The organism is Streptomyces sp. NPDC043853, from assembly GCF_056436025.1.
In genome coordinates, this window is the sequence record NZ_JBWKDJ010000005.1 from 123,279 (window position 1) to 139,749 (window position 16,471).

General features: G+C 70.4%; 14 protein-coding genes. 10 read left to right on the top strand and 4 right to left on the bottom strand.

Annotation, left to right across the window (positions count from 1 at the left end; genetic code table 11):
- Nucleotides 1-24 precede the first annotated feature (24 nt).
- Nucleotides 25-237, top strand: a complete 213-nt coding sequence (locus tag AC067U_RS15530; protein WP_478830207.1) for an MbtH family protein — start codon at nucleotides 25-27, stop codon at nucleotides 235-237.
- A 68-nt stretch (nucleotides 238-305) separates the two neighbouring features.
- Nucleotides 306-929: a helix-turn-helix domain-containing protein gene (locus AC067U_RS15535; RefSeq protein WP_478830208.1), complete on the top strand. Its 624-nt coding sequence runs from the start codon at nucleotides 306-308 to the stop codon at nucleotides 927-929.
- Between the two features lie 219 nt (nucleotides 930-1,148).
- On the opposite strand, the gene AC067U_RS15540 is transcribed toward AC067U_RS15535, so the two are convergent.
- Nucleotides 1,149-1,844 carry a tryptophan 2,3-dioxygenase family protein gene (locus AC067U_RS15540; protein ID WP_478830209.1) on the bottom strand — a complete coding sequence of 232 codons (696 nt, stop codon included), beginning with the start codon at nucleotides 1,842-1,844 and terminating at the stop codon, nucleotides 1,149-1,151.
- A 187-nt stretch (nucleotides 1,845-2,031) separates the two neighbouring features.
- Here AC067U_RS15540 and AC067U_RS15545 point away from each other — a divergent pair, with 187 nt between their 5' ends.
- Complete coding sequence (locus AC067U_RS15545; RefSeq protein WP_478830210.1) at nucleotides 2,032-3,219, top strand: cytochrome P450; 1,188 nt, start codon at nucleotides 2,032-2,034, stop codon at nucleotides 3,217-3,219.
- A gap of 6 nt (nucleotides 3,220-3,225) precedes the next feature.
- Here AC067U_RS15545 and AC067U_RS15550 read toward each other — a convergent pair whose 3' ends face one another.
- From AC067U_RS15550 to AC067U_RS15560, 3 genes are all read right to left on the bottom strand, one after another.
- On the bottom strand, nucleotides 3,226-4,986 hold the full coding sequence (locus AC067U_RS15550; RefSeq protein ID WP_478830211.1) for a non-ribosomal peptide synthetase: 1,761 nt from the start codon (nucleotides 4,984-4,986) through the stop codon (nucleotides 3,226-3,228).
- Nucleotides 4,987-5,075: 89 nt separating this feature from the next.
- Entirely contained in the window at nucleotides 5,076-6,266 is a 1,191-nt protein-coding gene (locus AC067U_RS15555) for an erythromycin esterase family protein (RefSeq protein WP_478830589.1), read from the bottom strand.
- An 86-nt stretch (nucleotides 6,267-6,352) separates the two neighbouring features.
- Nucleotides 6,353-7,147, bottom strand: coding sequence for a TioE family transcriptional regulator (locus AC067U_RS15560; RefSeq protein WP_478830212.1), 795 nt, complete (start codon nucleotides 7,145-7,147; stop codon nucleotides 6,353-6,355).
- An 80-nt stretch (nucleotides 7,148-7,227) separates the two neighbouring features.
- Between AC067U_RS15560 and AC067U_RS15565 the strand changes: the two genes are divergently transcribed.
- The 7 genes from AC067U_RS15565 to AC067U_RS15595 all read left to right on the top strand — a co-directional run bounded on the left by AC067U_RS15565 (nucleotide 7,228) and on the right by AC067U_RS15595 (nucleotide 16,400).
- The gene (locus AC067U_RS15565) at nucleotides 7,228-9,684 is read left to right on the top strand and encodes an ATP-binding cassette domain-containing protein (RefSeq protein ID WP_478830213.1); all 2,457 of its coding nucleotides are present in this window, start codon (nucleotides 7,228-7,230) and stop codon (nucleotides 9,682-9,684) included.
- A gap of 253 nt (nucleotides 9,685-9,937) precedes the next feature.
- A complete protein-coding gene (locus AC067U_RS15570) occupies nucleotides 9,938-10,876 on the top strand; it encodes an NAD(P)/FAD-dependent oxidoreductase (RefSeq protein ID WP_478830214.1) in 939 nt (312 codons plus the stop codon).
- Between the two features lie 62 nt (nucleotides 10,877-10,938).
- Complete coding sequence (locus AC067U_RS15575) at nucleotides 10,939-11,922, top strand: ATP-binding cassette domain-containing protein (RefSeq protein WP_478830215.1); 984 nt, start codon at nucleotides 10,939-10,941, stop codon at nucleotides 11,920-11,922.
- On the top strand, nucleotides 11,919-12,737 hold the full coding sequence (locus AC067U_RS15580) for an ABC transporter permease (protein WP_478830216.1): 819 nt from the start codon (nucleotides 11,919-11,921) through the stop codon (nucleotides 12,735-12,737). Before AC067U_RS15575 ends, AC067U_RS15580 begins: the two co-directional genes overlap by 4 nt.
- A gap of 77 nt (nucleotides 12,738-12,814) precedes the next feature.
- Nucleotides 12,815-13,528: a class I SAM-dependent methyltransferase gene (locus AC067U_RS15585; RefSeq protein ID WP_478830217.1), complete on the top strand. Its 714-nt coding sequence runs from the start codon at nucleotides 12,815-12,817 to the stop codon at nucleotides 13,526-13,528.
- A 40-nt stretch (nucleotides 13,529-13,568) separates the two neighbouring features.
- A complete protein-coding gene (locus tag AC067U_RS15590) occupies nucleotides 13,569-14,951 on the top strand; it encodes a hypothetical protein (RefSeq protein WP_478830218.1) in 1,383 nt (460 codons plus the stop codon).
- 66 nt (nucleotides 14,952-15,017) lie between these two features.
- Nucleotides 15,018-16,400, top strand: coding sequence for an FAD-binding oxidoreductase (locus AC067U_RS15595; RefSeq protein WP_478830219.1), 1,383 nt, complete (start codon nucleotides 15,018-15,020; stop codon nucleotides 16,398-16,400).
- Nucleotides 16,401-16,471: the final 71 nt, after the last annotated feature.

A 16,471-nucleotide genomic window follows, 5' to 3' on the forward strand; every position in this document is an offset into this window, starting at 1 on the left:
TGGAACGAGATCTGGAGGACACAGGTGAGCACCAATCCGTTCGACGACGACAACGGTCAATTCCACGTGCTGGTCAACGACGAGGAACAGCACTCCCTCTGGCCGGCCTTCGCCGAGGTGCCCGCCGGATGGCGCAGCGTTTTCGGACCTGCCGGAAGGGCGGAGGGCCTCGCCTACGTTGAGGAGCACTGGACCGACATGCGGCCGCGCAGTCTCCGCGAGGCGATGGACCGCTGAGGCCATGTCGTGAAGCGTGGTGCGCCGTGCTGACCTGAGGAAGTGCGGCGTCACCGCGGGCCGAGTCCGTGGCAGCCGACGCACACAGCGACGACCTGCGGACCTTCACGCGCTCGGCCGACGGGAGAACCCCGTCGGCCGGCGATGACAGTAACCATCTATGCGTCGACGGGGAGGCGCGTACTGTGGGAAGCACGACCAGTGATGTCATGTTCGTCCGATGGCCGGCCCAAATAGACCTTCGGAACCGATGCAAAAGAGACGGCGTACCCCGTCTCCTCGTGGTAGAGGCGGGTGTCCGTCCACCGGTCTGCAATGACCCCTTCGAGGACTGGGTCCGAGCGCCCATCTCCCGGGATGATCTCGACGCCCGGGTCAGGGCTCTCCAGAACCGACTCGACGACCGGCAGATACCAACCCTCGACTCAGCCGGAACACTCAGCTTCGGCCCGCATTCGATCACCATCTCGAATGTTCAAACGGAATTGATGGAGCTGCTCATCGAGCACTTCGGGGAGGTGGTGTACCGGCATGAACTCTCACAGAGGCTTGCGGAACATGTGCAGAGGCCGACGAGGAATTCGCTCGACCTCCACATCATGCGCCTTCGCCGTCGCCTGTCACCGACCGATCTGGTCATCCGCACCGCCTGGGGCCGTGGTTATGCGCTGGAGACCGAGGCCGGCCAGTGAGCCGGTCCTGAGATCTCGTTCCGCGACGTGAGCCGTCACGGCGGTGGCCGCGCGGCTGGACACCGACCGGGGGGCCGCGGCCCGGCGGCGGAGCAGTGTCCTGCGGCACCGGCTTGCGGGACTGCCCGACGAAAAGCGCACAGGGGTGCAGCGCACCATCACCGATGCCCGGGTGGAGGAGGTGATGGTGCGCACCCTTGAGAAGGCCCCGAAGGGAGGCTATGCGTGGTGCACTCTGCCGCGCAGCCGGCGAAGTTCGGGGAAGGGACGGGTGGTTCGGCGGGCAAGGAAGTCGACACCGCTCGACCCGCCGGTTCCGTCCTCCTGCCCGACCATCTTCGACACCAGCGCCAGGTGCGCCACTTTCCAGTGCCAGTACCCGTTCCCCAGGTCCACCAGCGCTTCGGCGAGACGGTGCAGCACGCCGGCCTCCACGCCACGCCGGCAGATGTCGTGCACGGACTGCCCGTGGTATTCGACCGCCGCCGCGAAGGCCTCGTAGAGACTGCCCTGGTGGTCGCTGTTGCCCAGCAGTGTGGTCAAACGACGGAACTGCGCCGACTGCGCGCCGCTCGCCGTGTCCAGATAGGTCCGGAACTCGGCGAAGTAACGCAGTGGCAGCCTCTCCAGTACCAGCATCTGCTGCTGCAGCACCCGTATCAACTCGACGGCCCGCAGCAGGAATTCCAGCCCGAGCTCCAGATCGAGCGTCTCACAGGGCGGTAGGAGCGCGTCGGCAGCGGCGTCCAGATCGGCCCCGAGCTGCTTCAGCCACAGCTCGCAGGACTGGTGGGTGATGATGAAGAACTGCTCGGCCAGGACGACCGCACGACCGGCCTCGCGTGGGGCCCGCGGCTCCTGGAGTGAAAGGAGAGTCTCCATGTGGAGATAGTCCGCATACTTCAAAGTGCTCAAGACGCCGCCTCCTCGTCATAAGTGATCCGCCGGCCGCAGCCGGACGATCCGGCACGTTCCACGACCCACGCGCCCGAGCGTGACACGGAATTGACCGGCTGATCAGCAATCTTTCGTCTCTCATTCAAGAAGAAAGAACTGCGCAAGAGATTCCCGGCGCAGGCGGAGCCGTTGACAGGCTGTTGGCATGACCACCCCGACCGAGCTGGACCTGACCGACGCGACCACCTTCGTACGGCACGACGCGTACGAGTTCTGGCGCGACGTGCGGAAGTCCCGGCCCGTGTACTGGCACCAGGGGGATCCCGGCTTCTGGGTCGTCGCCCGCCACGCCGATGTGCTGTCCTGCTACGCCGACGTGCGATCCCTGAGCTCCGCTCGCGGGACCGTGCTGGACGTCCTGCTGAGCGGCGGTGACTCGGCAGGTGGCAAGATGCTCGCGGTAACGGACCGGCCACGCCACCGCGAACTGCGCAACCTGATGCTGCGCGCCTTCTCCCCGCGCGTCCTCAGCGCGGTCGAAGAAAAGACCAGGCGACGGGCTTCACAGCTCATCAAGACCGTCACCCGGCAGGGCGAGTTCGACTTCGCCGCGGAGGTCGCCGAGCACATTCCGATGAACACGATCTGCGATCTGCTCTCCATTCCGGAGGCGGATCGCGAGAAACTGCTGCGCTGGAACAAGCAGGCCCTTTCCTCGGACGCCGCCGAGTTCGACCGGCTGGACTCCCTGGAGGCCCGGAACGAAATCATCGGCTACTTCATGGACCTCGCCCGGCACCGCCGCGGGTCCCCCGGAGACGATGTCATCAGCATGATCGCGACTGCGGAGGTGGGAGACCGCCCGCTGACGCTCGAGGAGGTCGCGCTCAACTGCTACAGCCTCGTGCTCGGCGGCGACGAGTCCTCCCGTGTGTCCGCGATCTGCGCGGTGAAGACCTTCGCCGAGCACCCCGAACAGTGGCGGGCGCTGCGCGAAGGGTCGGCCGCGATCCACACGGCGGTCGAGGAGGTGCTGCGCTGGGCCACGCCGGCCATGCATTTCGCCCGCACCGCGACCCGGGACATGGAGATAGGCGGCCGGCGGGTGCGCGCGGGCGACATCGTGACGCTGTGGAACACCTCCGCCAACAACGACGAGGCGGTGTTCGACCAGCCGCGCCGGTTCGACCCGGCCCGCTCGCCCAACAAGCACCTCTCCTTCGGCCACGGCCCGCATTTCTGCGTCGGCGCGTTCCTCGGCCGGGCGGAGCTGCTCGCGTTGCTGGGCGCGCTCACCGAGTCGGTCACCGAGATCGAGGTATGTGGCAAGCCCACACCGATCTACTCCAACTTCCTGAGCGGCTACGGCAGTCTGCCGGTCACCTTCCGCTGAGGGCCGTCAGCCGGACAGCCGGCTCTCGACGGCCGCTGCCAGCTCGCCGATCGTCGCCGCCTCGAGTACGGTCCGGATCGACAGCTCGACCTCGAACCGCGCCCGGATCCGGGCGGCCAGCCTGGTCGCCTGCACCGAGTGCCCGCCGAGCTGGAAGAAGTTGTCGGTGACGCCCGCCTCCGGGATCTCCAGGACGTCCCGCACGATCGCGCAGATCGCGGCCGCGCAGTCATCCGCCTCGGCGGCATCCGGTGCCCGCCCGCCGCCCGTGGATCCCGCTGCCCCCGCGTCCGGCTGCGGCAGGGCCGCACGGTCGAGCTTGCCGTTGGCCAGTGTCGGGAACCGCTCCAGCACCGTGACCCGAGCGGGCACCATGTGCGGGGGCAGCGACTCGGCGACATGGGCGCGCAGGTCGCTCGGCTCGACCGGCGCCGTCGTGGTGACATAGCCGACGACATGCGCATCGGCCAGCTCACCCCGGACCACGGCGACCGCGACGTCCACCGCCGGATGGGCGGCGAGCCGCGTTTCGATCTCCCCGAGTTCGACGCGGAAACCGCGCAGCTTCACCTGGCCGTCCGCGCGGCCCGCGAAGAACAGCTCGCCGTCCGGCCCCCTGCGACCCAGGTCGCCCGTGCGGTACATCCGGCTGCCGGGCGGCCCGAACGGGTCGGCGACGAACTTCGCCGCGGTCGCCGGGAAGCGGTTGAGGTAGCCGCGCGCCAGCCCGCTGCCCGCGATGTACAGCTCACCCTCCGTGCCGGGTGACACCGGGCGCAGGCGCTCGTCGAGCACGTGTACCTGGTTGCCGATCCACGGAGTGCCGATCCCGACGTCACCGGCGTCGCGCACCGGGCCGCCGACGGTCGCCCCGACGGTCACCTCGGTAGGGCCGTAGCCGTTGAACATACGCCGTTCCCGCGACCACTTGCGCACCAGCGTCGGGGTACAGCTGTCCCCCGTGGACATGACCGTCCCGCCGAGCAGGACGTCCTCGGAATCGGTCTCGCTGAGCGCGACCGGTGGCAGTACCGCGTGCGTGATGCCGTACTTGAGCAGGGTGTTCCACAACGGATGGCCCGGCAGCAGGTCGTCGGCGGGCACCATCACGAGGGCCGCCCCGGAGAGCAGCGCGAGGGACACGTCCCAGAATGCGGCGTCGAAACTGATGGACGCCCACTGGAGCACGCGGTCGCCCGGACCCGCCTCCAGGACCGCCGCCTGGGTGGCGGCCATGTCGCGCACACCGCTGTGCGGGACGGCGACGCCCTTGGGCGTCCCGGTCGACCCGGAGGTGTAGATGACGTACATCAGGTGCTCGGGGCGCAGTGCGGCGCGGCGCTCGTGCGGTGCGACGTCGTGCCCCGGCAGCGCCGCGCACGCGGCGCGGAACGCCGGGTCGTCCAGGACGAGTTCCTCCGGACCCGCGTCGAGGGGAGCCACCGAGGAGGACCTCAGCAGCAGCACCGGCCGGGCGTCGGACAGCATGAACGACAGGCGTTCTGCCGGATAGCCCGGGTCGAGCGGGAGGTAGGCGCCGCCGGCCTTGAGTACCGCCAGGATCGTCACGATCAGTTCGCTCGACTTCGGCACGGCGACGGCGACGAGCGAGTCGGGACCGACACCGTGCGCGATGAGCCTGCGGGCGAGCCGGTTGATCCGGGTGTTCAGCTCCGCGTACCCGAGGGTGCTCTCCCCGTCGATGAGGGCGGGCTCTCCGCCATGTGCGGCGACGGTTGATTCGAACAGTGCAGGAACCGTGTTCAAGCGCAGTCAGCTCCTTCGGGAGGCTCCCTGATCGACGGCGAATCTAATCTCCGGCGTCCGGGGAGCCCGGCGAATCCTTCCCGTCTCTGTCAGTGCACGCTCCCGGCATCGGCGGGTACGCGCAGGCCCTCGGCCGACCGGGTGACGGCGGCGCCGTCGCTGACGTGCAGGACCGCGTCGGCGGTGTCCAGGGTGGCCCGGTCGAGCGGAAAGTATCCCTGCTGCGGGGTGGTGTCCGTCCGGATCGGGGCGTCGGCGACCGTGCCGGTGGGGGGCAGGGCCCAGTCGGTGACGCGGTCCTGCAGGCGGCTCTCGTGGGTGCCGGGCTCGGGGTCGCCCAGCGAGAGGGCCTCGCTGCGGCCGAGGCTGCCGACGACGAAGAGGTACTGCTCGCCCAGCAGCGGTGCCACGATGGTGCCCGCCCCGGGCCAGTCGACGCACAGGTGTCCCAGGCGCCAGCTGCTCGGGGTCCGCTGGAGGTGCACGTTGTGGGCGGAGACCAGCGTGGGGCCCCGGCGGCCCTCGATGCTGCGGATGTCGAGGAGGTTCTGCGCCATGAGCGCGTCCCGGGTGGCGAACAGCCGGGACAGCCGCGCGTTGTCCTCCAGGCGCTGGGCGGCCTGCCAGTGGTAGCGCAGCAGACCGAGGCCGGCGGTGAGGTGCGTCCTGGCCCGGAGCCACTCCGCGCGCGAGGTCTGAGCGATCCGTTCGGCGGCGTCGGCGTGGAGCCGGGTGAGCATGTCCTCGGCGAGGGACCGAAGCCGTTCGGCCTCGGGCGTGGCGCCGACCGACATGGACGGGTCCAGCACCGCCTCCGTACGGCTCCACTGCTCGTCCGGGCCCAGCAGCCCGGTGAGGTCGAGGTCGAGCCCCAGGTAGTCCCGGGCGTGTTCGAGACAGCGCCGTGGACTGGGGGCGCTGGTCGTCTCCGTCGGGGCGTCGAAGCCGTGGAAGGTCAGCTGCTCCTCCGGCGGCAGGCCCGCGTTGTGGTCCCGCATCCAGGCCACGAGGCGCCGGTTGGGCTCCATGGTGCCGAAGTCGTGGGAGAAGCCCGCCCGCACCACCTCGTCGAGATCCCCGTCGTCGCCCCTGACGAAGTCGTCGACCCGCAGCGCGGCCACGCGGTCGACCTCCAGGGCGATCGAACGGAAGCCGAGGTGGGCCAGCTGGACGAACAGCTCGTTGCGCACCCACCCGAAGGCGGGTTCCCGGTGGGTGGGTTCGCCGAGAGCCAGCACAGAGCACGAGGCCACGGGAAGGTCGTGGAAGTCCTTTCTCATGTCTGTCAATCGAATCATTGAAAGACCGGTTGAGGCTGGTGGCGATGCCATCGGCCCCGCGGGGCGACTCGCCGGCCGGCGAGGTCTCAAACCGTCGGCAGGGACCCCGGCGCGGAGGCCGGTTCCGACGTGGCCGCTGCGCCGGCCGGCGGTCCGGCCGGGGCACCGCCCAGGAGGGCCACGTACCCGCCGAGCTGGGCCGCCGCGTCGAGCATGGACACACCACGGGCGGTGAGCCGTCGCCGCCAGTCGTCGAGGGCGGCGGACAGCGCCTCGGTGCCGCCGGCCGTGCGGATCTGCCGGACCACCGTGCGGATGTGTTCCAGCGGGTAACCCCCGCGCCGGAGCAGATGGGCCAGCTCGGCGTCGCGCACGTCCGTGGCGCCGTACGAGCGGTGGCCGGTGACCGGCTCCCGGACGGGGGCGAGGATGCCCACCGCTTCCCAGTTCCGCAGGGTCGCCGCGGTCACCCCCAGACGGCGCGCGAGTTCGCCGATGCTCAGTGGCCCGCTGTGGGCGGACATGTGCTCGGCGAGGTCGGGAACGGGGCCGGAGGTGAGGTGCTCCACTGCCCGCCCCACCGCGTCCAGCGTGCTCCGGTCGCGCAGCAGCTGGGCGTGGCCGCGGTCGACGGCCGTCAGCGCGGCGTCGAGATCGCCGGTGTTGAGCGACCGCATGATCTCCCCGCCCGTGGCGTAGCCGTATGCCTGGACGAGCGCCAGATAGGCGCGCAGGGCCGCCGCGTGGGTCCTGGTGTAGGTGCGGTAGCCGGACGGGGTGCGCTGGGCGAGCGGGATGAACCCGTCCCGCTCGTAGTTGCGGACCGCCTGGGTGGAAATGCCGTGCTCACGGGCCAGGTCGAACGGGCGCAGGTACTTCACGGTTTGAGACTTTATCCCACGGTCCCCTTATGTCTGCTGCAAAACCCTCAACCGGATATGCAGGTATACGCTTGAGTCCCATGAATAGGGACGTTCAGGAACTCGTCACCCCGTCGAACGACGAAGGCGCGCCGCGTCCGACCCGCGGGAGGGACGTCGGGGCGGCCGGCACGGAGACGGACACCCGGCCCCCTGCGCTCCGTGCGGCCGGCGGGCATGATCTGATCCGGGTGCACGGGGCCCGTGAGAACAACCTCAAGAACGTGCACGTGGAGATCCCCAAACGGCAGCTGACCGTGTTCACCGGAGTCTCCGGCTCGGGCAAGAGCTCCCTGGTCTTCGACACGATCGCCGCGGAGTCGCAGCGGCTCATCAACGAGACGTACAGCGCCTTCATCCAGGGCTTCATGCCCACCCTGGCCCGGCCCGAGGTCGAAGTCCTCGACGGGCTGACCACGGCGATCCTGGTCGACCAGCAGCCGATGGGCACCAGTCCGCGCTCCACGGTCGGCACCGCCACCGACGCAGGCACCCTGCTGCGCATCCTCTTCAGCAGGCTGGCCAAACCGTACATCGGGTCGCAGAAGGCGTTCGCCTTCAACGTTGCCTCGGCCGACGCGTCGGGCGTCCTCGTGGTGAACGGCAAGAGGATCGAGAAGGGCTTCAGCGTCGTCGGCGGCATGTGCCTGCGGTGCGAGGGCATGGGCACCGTCTCGGACGTCGATCCCGCCCAGCTCTTCGACGGCTCCAAGTCGCTCGCGGACGGCGCGATCACGGTCCCCGGCTGGAAGCCCGACGGCTGGGTGGTGCAGTCGTTCATCGAGTCGGGCTTCTTCGACCCGCTCAAGCCGGTCCGCGACTACACCGAGGAGGAAAGGCACGACCTCCTGCACCGGGACCCGGTCAAGGTGAAGGTGAAGGGCGTCAACACCACCTACGAGGGCTTGCTCGCGCGGGTGCGCAAGTCCTTCCTGTCCAAGGACAAGGAGACGCTCCAGCCACACATCCGCGCCTTCGTGGAGCGGGCGGTGGCGTTCTCCGTCTGCCCCGAGTGCCACGGGACCCGGCTCAGCGAGACCGCCCGGTCCGCGAAGATCGACGGGCTCAGCATCGCCGACGCCTGTGCCATGCAGATCAGCGACCTCGCGGCCTGGGTGCGCGGTCTGACCGACCCGTCGGTCAGGACACTGTGCACGGTGCTCGGCCAGACCCTCGACTCTTTCGTCCGGATCGGCTTGGGCTACCTCTCCCTCGACCGGTCCTCGAGCACGCTCTCGGGTGGTGAGGCGCAGCGCGTGAAGATGGTGCGCCACCTGGGCTCCGCGCTCACCGACGTCACCTACGTCTTCGACGAGCCCACCACGGGGCTGCACCCGCACGACATCCAGCGGATGAACGAGTTGCTGCTGCGGCTGCGCGACAAGGGGAACACGGTGCTCGTCGTGGAGCACAAGCCGGAGACGATCGTGATCGCCGACCACGTCGTCGACCTGGGACCCTACGCCGGAACCAAGGGCGGCGAGGTGGTCTTCGAAGGCACCGTCGAGGGCCTGCGGGCCAGCGGCACCGTCACCGGTCGGCACCTCGACGACCGGGCCTCGCTGAAGCCGTCGGTACGCGAGCGGTCCGGTGTGCTGGAGGTGCGCGGCGCGAACGCCCACAACCTGCGCGACGTCGACGTGGACATCCCGCTCGGCGTGCTCACCGTGCTCACCGGGGTCGCGGGCTCCGGCAAGAGCTCCCTGATCCACGGATCGGTGGCCGGCCGGGACGGCGTCGTCACGGTGGACCAGTCGCCGATCAAGGGTTCCCGGCGCAGCAACCCGGCCACATACACCGGCATGCTGGAACCGATCCGCAAGACGTTCGCCAAGGCCAACGGGGTCAAGCCCGCGCTGTTCAGCCCCAACTCCGAGGGCGCCTGCCCCACCTGCAAGGGCGCCGGCGTCATCTACACCGACCTGGCGATCATGGCCGGTGTCGCCACCACCTGCGACGACTGCGAGGGCAAGCGGTTCCAGGCCTCGGTGCTCCAGTACCGGCTCGGCGGTCGGGACATCAGCGAGGTGTTCGCGATGCCGGTGGCCGAGGCCGCCGAGTTCTTCCGCGGTGGTCAGGCACGGACGCCGGCCGCCTGTGCCGTCCTCGACCGGCTCGCCGAGGTCGGCCTGGGCTACCTCAGCCTCGGCCAGCCGCTCACCACCCTCTCCGGAGGCGAGCGGCAACGGCTGAAGCTCGCCGGCCACATGGCCGGAACGGGCAAGGTCTACATCCTCGACGAGCCGACCAGTGGCCTGCACCTGGCCGACGTCGAGCAACTACTGGCCCTGCTCGACCGGTTGGTCGACGCCGGTAAGACGGTCATCGTCGTGGAGCACCACCAGGCGGTCATGGCCCACGCCGACTGGATCATCGACCTCGGCCCCGGTGCCGGCCGCGACGGCGGCCGGATCGTCTTCGAGGGCACGCCCGCCGATCTCGTCGCCGCCCGTCCCACACTCACGGGCGAGCACCTCGCACAGTACGTCGGCGCCTGACACGACGCGGCACGTCGGCCCCCGCCCGGTGACGGGAGGGCGGGGGCGCTGACCGGGGCCCTGCCTGCGCCGCACGACTGTCTGGCGCACCTCTTTCGCCCGCACGTCTCCGGTACCGCGGCGGCGACCACAATGCGGCCGACGGCCTCCGTCCGCCGACCGCCCGTTCCGGCGTGCGCCACCGCGCACCCGCCGGACCGTTCCTGCGGTGGAGGGACCCCGCTCGCACCGCCCGACGGAAGGGATCAGACCGATGTCCTCACACGCGGACCACACCACCGTGATCGTGGGAGCCGGCCCGGCCGGACTCACCGCGGCGCTCGGCCTGGCCAGATACCGGCACCCGGTGACCGTCGTGGACAGTCCTCGGGCACCGCGCAACAGTGCGTCCGCGGGCGTTCACGGCCACATCGGAATGGACGGCGCCGCTCCTGCCGAATTCCGGGCCCGTGCCTGGCGGGAACTCTCCCGGTACCCGACGGTCGAGCGGCTGGAGGCCGACGCCGAGAGCGTGACCCTCGTTCCGGGCGGAGGCTTCCGGGTCGCCGTCGGAGGCGGTGAGACCGTGGAGGCCACGACCGTGCTGCTCGCCACCGGTGTCGTCGACGTCCACCCCGCCGACGTGGACGGCTTCGCGGAGTGCTGGGGGCGCAGCGTGATCCACTGTCCGTTCTGCCTCGGCGAGGAGAACGCCGGCGGGCGTTGGGCGACCGTCGCCGACAACGCGGAACTCGCGGGACTGTCGGCCACGGCCTTCCTCGCGTGGAGCGAGGACACCGTCGCGATCTGCCAGGAGTCCATGCCCGGCCTGGAGACCGCCCGTGCGACGGCACGGAGCAAGGGGGGCGACGTCGTCACGGGAACGGTCCGCCGTCTGCACCACCGCGAAGGCCGCCTGTACGCCGTCGAGTTGGACGACGGCCGGGTTCTGGAACGGGAAACGCTGGTCTGGACGCCGCGACAGCGGCAGTACCCCGTCGTGCAGCGGGCGACGAACGAGCTGAAGCTGGAGGTCGACGACGCGGGCTTCGTCGGCGTCGACGCGTCCCAGTGCACGAACGTGCCGGGCCTGTATGCAGCCGGGGACCTGACCAGTCGCTGGAAGCAGTCGGTCACCGCGGCGGCCGCCGCGGGAGCCGTGGCCGCCGACGCGCTCCACATGTCGGCGTTGCTCAGTGCCGTGCACCACTGAGCCGGCCGTCGCCCCGCCGCCCACCCCCGTGGCGCGTCGGACCAGGAAAGGAATCAAGGCACATGCCAGCAGCGATCAGAACGGCCGGACTGTGCAAGCGTTTCGGCTCGCTCACCGCACTCGACCACCTCGACCTCACGGTGTCCGAGGGCACGGTGCACGGCCTGCTCGGCCCCAACGGCGCCGGCAAGACCACCGCCGTCCGGGTCCTGGCCACCCTCATCAGGCCGGACGACGGAGTGGCCGAGGTGTTCGGCGTCGACGTGCGTGACGACCCCGGCCGGATCCGGTCGGTCGTCGGCCTCACGGGCCAGTACGCCGCCGTCGACGAACTCCTCACCGGGCGGGAGAACCTGCACATGATCGGCAGGCTGTTCCGGCTGTCGAAGTCCGACTGCCGGGCCCGCACGAGCGAGCTGCTGGAACGCTTCGACCTGGACGGCGCGGCCGACCGGCACCTCAAGACGTACTCCGGCGGCATGCGGCGCAGGCTCGACGTCGCCGCCAGCCTCATGGCACGGCCCAGGCTCGTCTTCCTCGACGAGCCGACCACGGGCCTCGATCCGCGCAGCCGTATCGAGGTGTGGCGGCTCGTGCGCGAACTGGTCGCGGAGGGTACGACCGTACTGCTCACCACGCAGTACCTGGAGGAGGCGGACCAACTCGCCGACTCCCTGTCGGTGATCGACCGGGGCAGGGCCATCGCCGGAGGCACCCCGGACGAGCTGAAGGCCCAGGTGGGCCAGGACCGGGTCGCCATCACGCTGTTGGACGGCGAAGGCATGGAGCAGACGGTGCGGCTCCTGCGAGAGCGGCTGGGCGCCACCCCGGTCGCAGACCCGCAGAAGCTGGCGGTCCAAGCGGCGCTGCCCGATGGCGGCGTACTGCCGGACCTGCTTCACCTGCTCAGGGAGTCGCGGATCGCGATCGCTGACGTGGCGCTCCGTCGACCCACGCTCGACGACGTCTTCCTCGCCCTGACCGGCCGATCCGCCGATCACGGCCCCGACCAGCGCAACAGCGGGAAGGAAACCGGCCGGACATGACCTCCACCACCCTGACGCGGGAAGGCGGCACGTCGTACGCACAGCCGCGGAACACCCTCGGGTGGTGGCTCTCCGACGTGTGGCAGATGACCCTGCGAAACGTACGGCACGTGCTGCGCAGCCCCGAGCTGGTGATGTTCTCGCTGGTCCAGCCGGTGATGTTCATCCTCTTGTTCACGTACGTCTTCGGCGGTGCCATCGACGTCGGCGGCGAACGCTACGCACAGTTCCTGCTGCCCGGCGTTCTCGTCCAGATGGCGCTCTACGGTTCCGCCGCCGGCACCACCATCGGGATCGCGGCCGAAATGCGCGAGGGCCTCATGGACCGCTTCCGCTCGATGCCGATGAGCCGCAGCGCCGTGCTCATCGGACGCACGCTGTCGGAGATCTTCCGCAACGTCGGCGTGGCCGTCGTGACCGTGGGGGTCGGCCTGCTGGTCGGCTTCCGGTTCCGCAACGGCCTCCTACCCGCGCTGGCCGGCCTGCTGCTGTTGCTGCTGTTCGGCTACGCGGTGTCCTGGTTCGCCGCCTACCTCGGGCTGTCGGTGCGCAACGCGGAAGCCGCCCAGGCGGTCGGCGGCGTGTGGATCTTCCCGTTCACCCTGATTTCCTCGGCGTTCGTACCGACCGGCTCGATGCCGGGCTGGCTGCAGGCGTACGCCGCCCACAGCCCCATGACGGCGGCCGTGAACGCCCTGCGCGCACTGTTCACCGGCGGCCCGGCGACCGGCTACGTCCTCCAGACCGTGGCCTGGTCGGTCGCCCTGATCGCGGTGTTCGCCCCGCTCGCGGTCCGCAAGTACGGCTCGCGCTGACCGGCGGGCGCAGCTGAAGTGACAGAAGTCCGCAAGAGACCGAGGACGTACCGGAGGGCGACGCAATCATGGCACCCATGACTGAACCTGTCGGTGCACCCGACGGACCCGCCCGGATGACCGAGGTGTTCGACGCCGTCTACCGCGGGGAGAGCCCGTTCGGCAACCGCCCGCCGTGGGACATCGGGGCGCCCCAGCCCACCTACGTCGCCCTGGAGCACGCAGGGCTCATCGGCGGCGCGGTGCTCGACGCGGGCTGCGGCACCGGTGAAGACGCCCTCCACCTGGCGGGCAAGGGATACCTGGTGACGGGTCTGGACCTGTCGCCGACGGCGATCTCCATCGCCCGGGACAAGGCCAGGGCACGTGGACTCGACGCCGTCTTCGAAGTCGCCGACGCCCTCGACCTCAAAGGCTGGGAAGGGTGCTTCGACACCGTGATCGACTCCGGCCTCGCCCACACCTTCGAGGGCGACGTCCTGCGCTCCTACGCGGCGGCCCTGCACCGGGCCTGCCGCCCGGGGGCGGTGGCACACATCCTCTCGATCAGCGATCGGGGGTCTGCGGAGATGCAGGCGCGGCTCGCCGAGGCCATCGAGCAGATACCGGCGCCGCTCCCGGACGACGACGAACCGCCCCACCTCAAGCGCTCCGCCGACCACTTGCGCAACGGCTTCGCCGACGCCTGGACGGTGGAGTCGATCCACGAGACCCGCATGCGCGGAGTCATCCCGACCACGTCGGAACTCCTCGACGTGCACGCCTGGCTCGGACGCTTTCGCCGTAGCTGACCGCGCCCATCGAATACGGCCCCTGCGAAGGTGATGAACGATGAAGATGCGAGTAGGCAAGTGGCTGCGGACCGTCGCGTCTTCACCGGCCAACCGGGCGGTCAGGCGAGCGCTTTCGCAGACCGGCACATCCCCGGCCCCGCCGCGCCGGACCGGGGCCGCCCGTACGGCCTACCGGTTCGGCTGCGTCTACGCCGGCCTCTACTGCCTGACCACTCCGCAGGTCTACCTGGCCCTGCGCGGCGGTGGAATGGGACGCCTCCAGGAAAAGGCCGACTCCTGGGCGAAGCTCTGGACGATACGCCCCGTGCGGAACTGGATGTCCGTCCGGGTCCTCGGCAGGGAGCTGGGCGACCGTTTCGACGGCGGCGACGACCCGTACACCTGGGCGGGCCAGCTCTGCTGGCTCGCGGGGGCTGCCGCGGTCACCCCGGTCTGGTCCGTGCTGGACCGGCATCGAACGGACGGCGCGGCGCTGGACCAGTGGTTCCGCCTCGCCGCCCGTTTCTGCCTCGCCGCGCAGATGTTCTCCTACGGAGCGGCCAAGGCCGTCCCGCTCCAGTTCCGGCTGCCGCCGTCCAAGCTCGTCGAGCCGCTCGGAGACCTCAGCCCGATGGGCCTGCTGTGGGCGCAGACTGGATTCTCGACGCCGTATCAGATGCTGCTCGGCGGTGCGGAGATCGCGGCTGGACTGCTGCTCGTCGCGCCGCGCACGACCTCGTTGGGCGCGCTGGTGTCGGCGGCCGAGATGGCCCAGGTGCTTCTCCTCAACATGACCTTCGATGTCCCCGTCAAGGTCCACTCCTTCCACCTGCTCCTGCTCAGCCTGCTCCTGCTGGCCCCGCAGACACCTCGCCTGGCCGAGGCCCTGCTCACGGGGCGCCCGGTCCCCGCGGCCGTCCCCGCGGAGCTCTTCCGCTCCCGCCGGGCGAACCGGATCGCCACCGCCCTGCAGGCCGGGGCGGGGCTCTGGCTGCTCGGCGCACAACTGCGCAACGACTGGTCGTTCTGGAAGAACCACGGGGGCGGACGGGCGAAGCCGGAGTTGTACGGCGTCTGGGACGTCACCGACTTCTCCGTCGACGGGGAGCGCCGCCCGCCCGTGACGACGGACGGGCTGCGCTGGCGCCGGGTCGTCGTGGACTCCGTCGACGCCGTGGCCATCCAGCACATGGACGACTCGCTCGACCCCTGCATGGCGGCGATCGACATGAACGCCCGCTCGGTCGCGCTGACCAGGATGGCCGACCCGAAGTGGCACGTGACGTTCGCCTTCGAGCGCCCGGCCGACGATTGCCTGGTGCTGGAGGGCGAAGCCGACGGCCGGCACCTCCGCGTGCACCTCCGCCGCCGCCATCTCGGCACCTTCCCGCTGGTCAGCCGTGGCTTCCACTGGGTGCAGGACAACTCGTACCTGCGGTAGCGGACCAGTCGGACCGAGCGGCACACGCGGAACGGCGGCCTGCCGCCCACGGGAGGAGGACAACGGATGAGTGCGGATGTCGAGACGCTGGCCGCGGAGGTGCGAGGACCCGTCCTGCTGCCCGGCAGCCGCGGGTACGACGAGGAACGGGCCGGATTCCAGGCCGGCTTCCAACACCACCCCGCGGTCGTCGTCGGTGCCACCAGCCCCGAGGACGTGCGGGCTGCGGTCCGCTTCGCCGCCGAGCGGAGGCTTCCTGTCGCCGTGCAGTCCACCGGGCACGGCATCGTCACGGCCCTGCACGGTGAGGGCGTTCTCATCACCACCCGCCGGATGAAGGCCTTGGCGGTGGACGCGGAGGCCGGAACGGTCAGAGCCCAGGCCGGCGTCCTGTGGGGAGAGATCATCGAGCGAAGTGCCCCGCACGGTCTGGCCCCCGTCAACGGCTCGGCTCCGCACATCGGCGTCGTCGGCTACCTCCTCGGCGGCGGTGTCGGCCTGCTCGGTCGCCGGACCGGCTACGCCAGCGACTACGTCCGCGCCATCGACATCGTCACCGCCGACGGCTCGCTGCGGCACGTCACGGCCGCCTCCGACCCCGACCTGTTCTGGGCACTGCGCGGTGGCGGCGGCAACTTCGGCGCCGTCACCGCCATCGAGACCGCCCTCGTGCCGGTGACCCGACTCTACGGCGGCGGCCTCCACTTCGCAGCGGACCGCCCCGTCGACCTGCTGCACGCCTACCGGGCCTGGACCCTGACGCTGCCCGAGGAACTCACCTCCTCGATCGCCCTCATGAGCTGCCCGCCGTCGCCGTCCGTCCCCGAGCCACTGCGCGGACGCTACGTCGCACACGTCCGGATCGCCTTCACCGGCTCCGCCGAGGAGGGCGAACGGCTCGTGGCACCCCTGCGCGCGCTCGGCCCGCCCCTGATCGACACCGTCCGGGAGATGCCGTACACGGAAGTCGGCACCATCTACCAGGACCCGCACGTCCCGCACGCCTACTTCGGCGGGAACGTCCTGCTGCGCGAACTCGATCCCACGGCCCTGCGGACCGTCGTCGACGTGGCCGGTCCCGGTTCGACCGTGCCCTGCGTCCTCGACATCCGTCACCTCGGCGGGGCCTTCGCGCGGCGGTCCGCCGACCCGGGTGCGGTCGGGGGCCGTGACGCCGCCTACATGCTGAGAGTGATGACCAGCGGTGCGGCCGCGCCGTCCACGGCAGCCCGGCCGGTGCACCAGCGCGTCTACGACGCGCTCGAACAGTGGACCGTCGGCCGCAGCCTCAACTCCGTCTACAACGACGGCGCCCCGGTCCTCCAGGAGCAGGTGCGGGAACTCTTCGCGGCCGAGGACTTCGAGCGGCTGCGACGTGTGAAGGCCTTGCACGATCCGCACAATCTGTTCCGGTTCACCCACAACATCCGACCGGCTGACCGCCCGTGAAGCGACCACCCGTGGAACCCGTCATGACCGACTCCGCGCAACCGCAGGCGCCGAGTCCACCTGGCACCGAC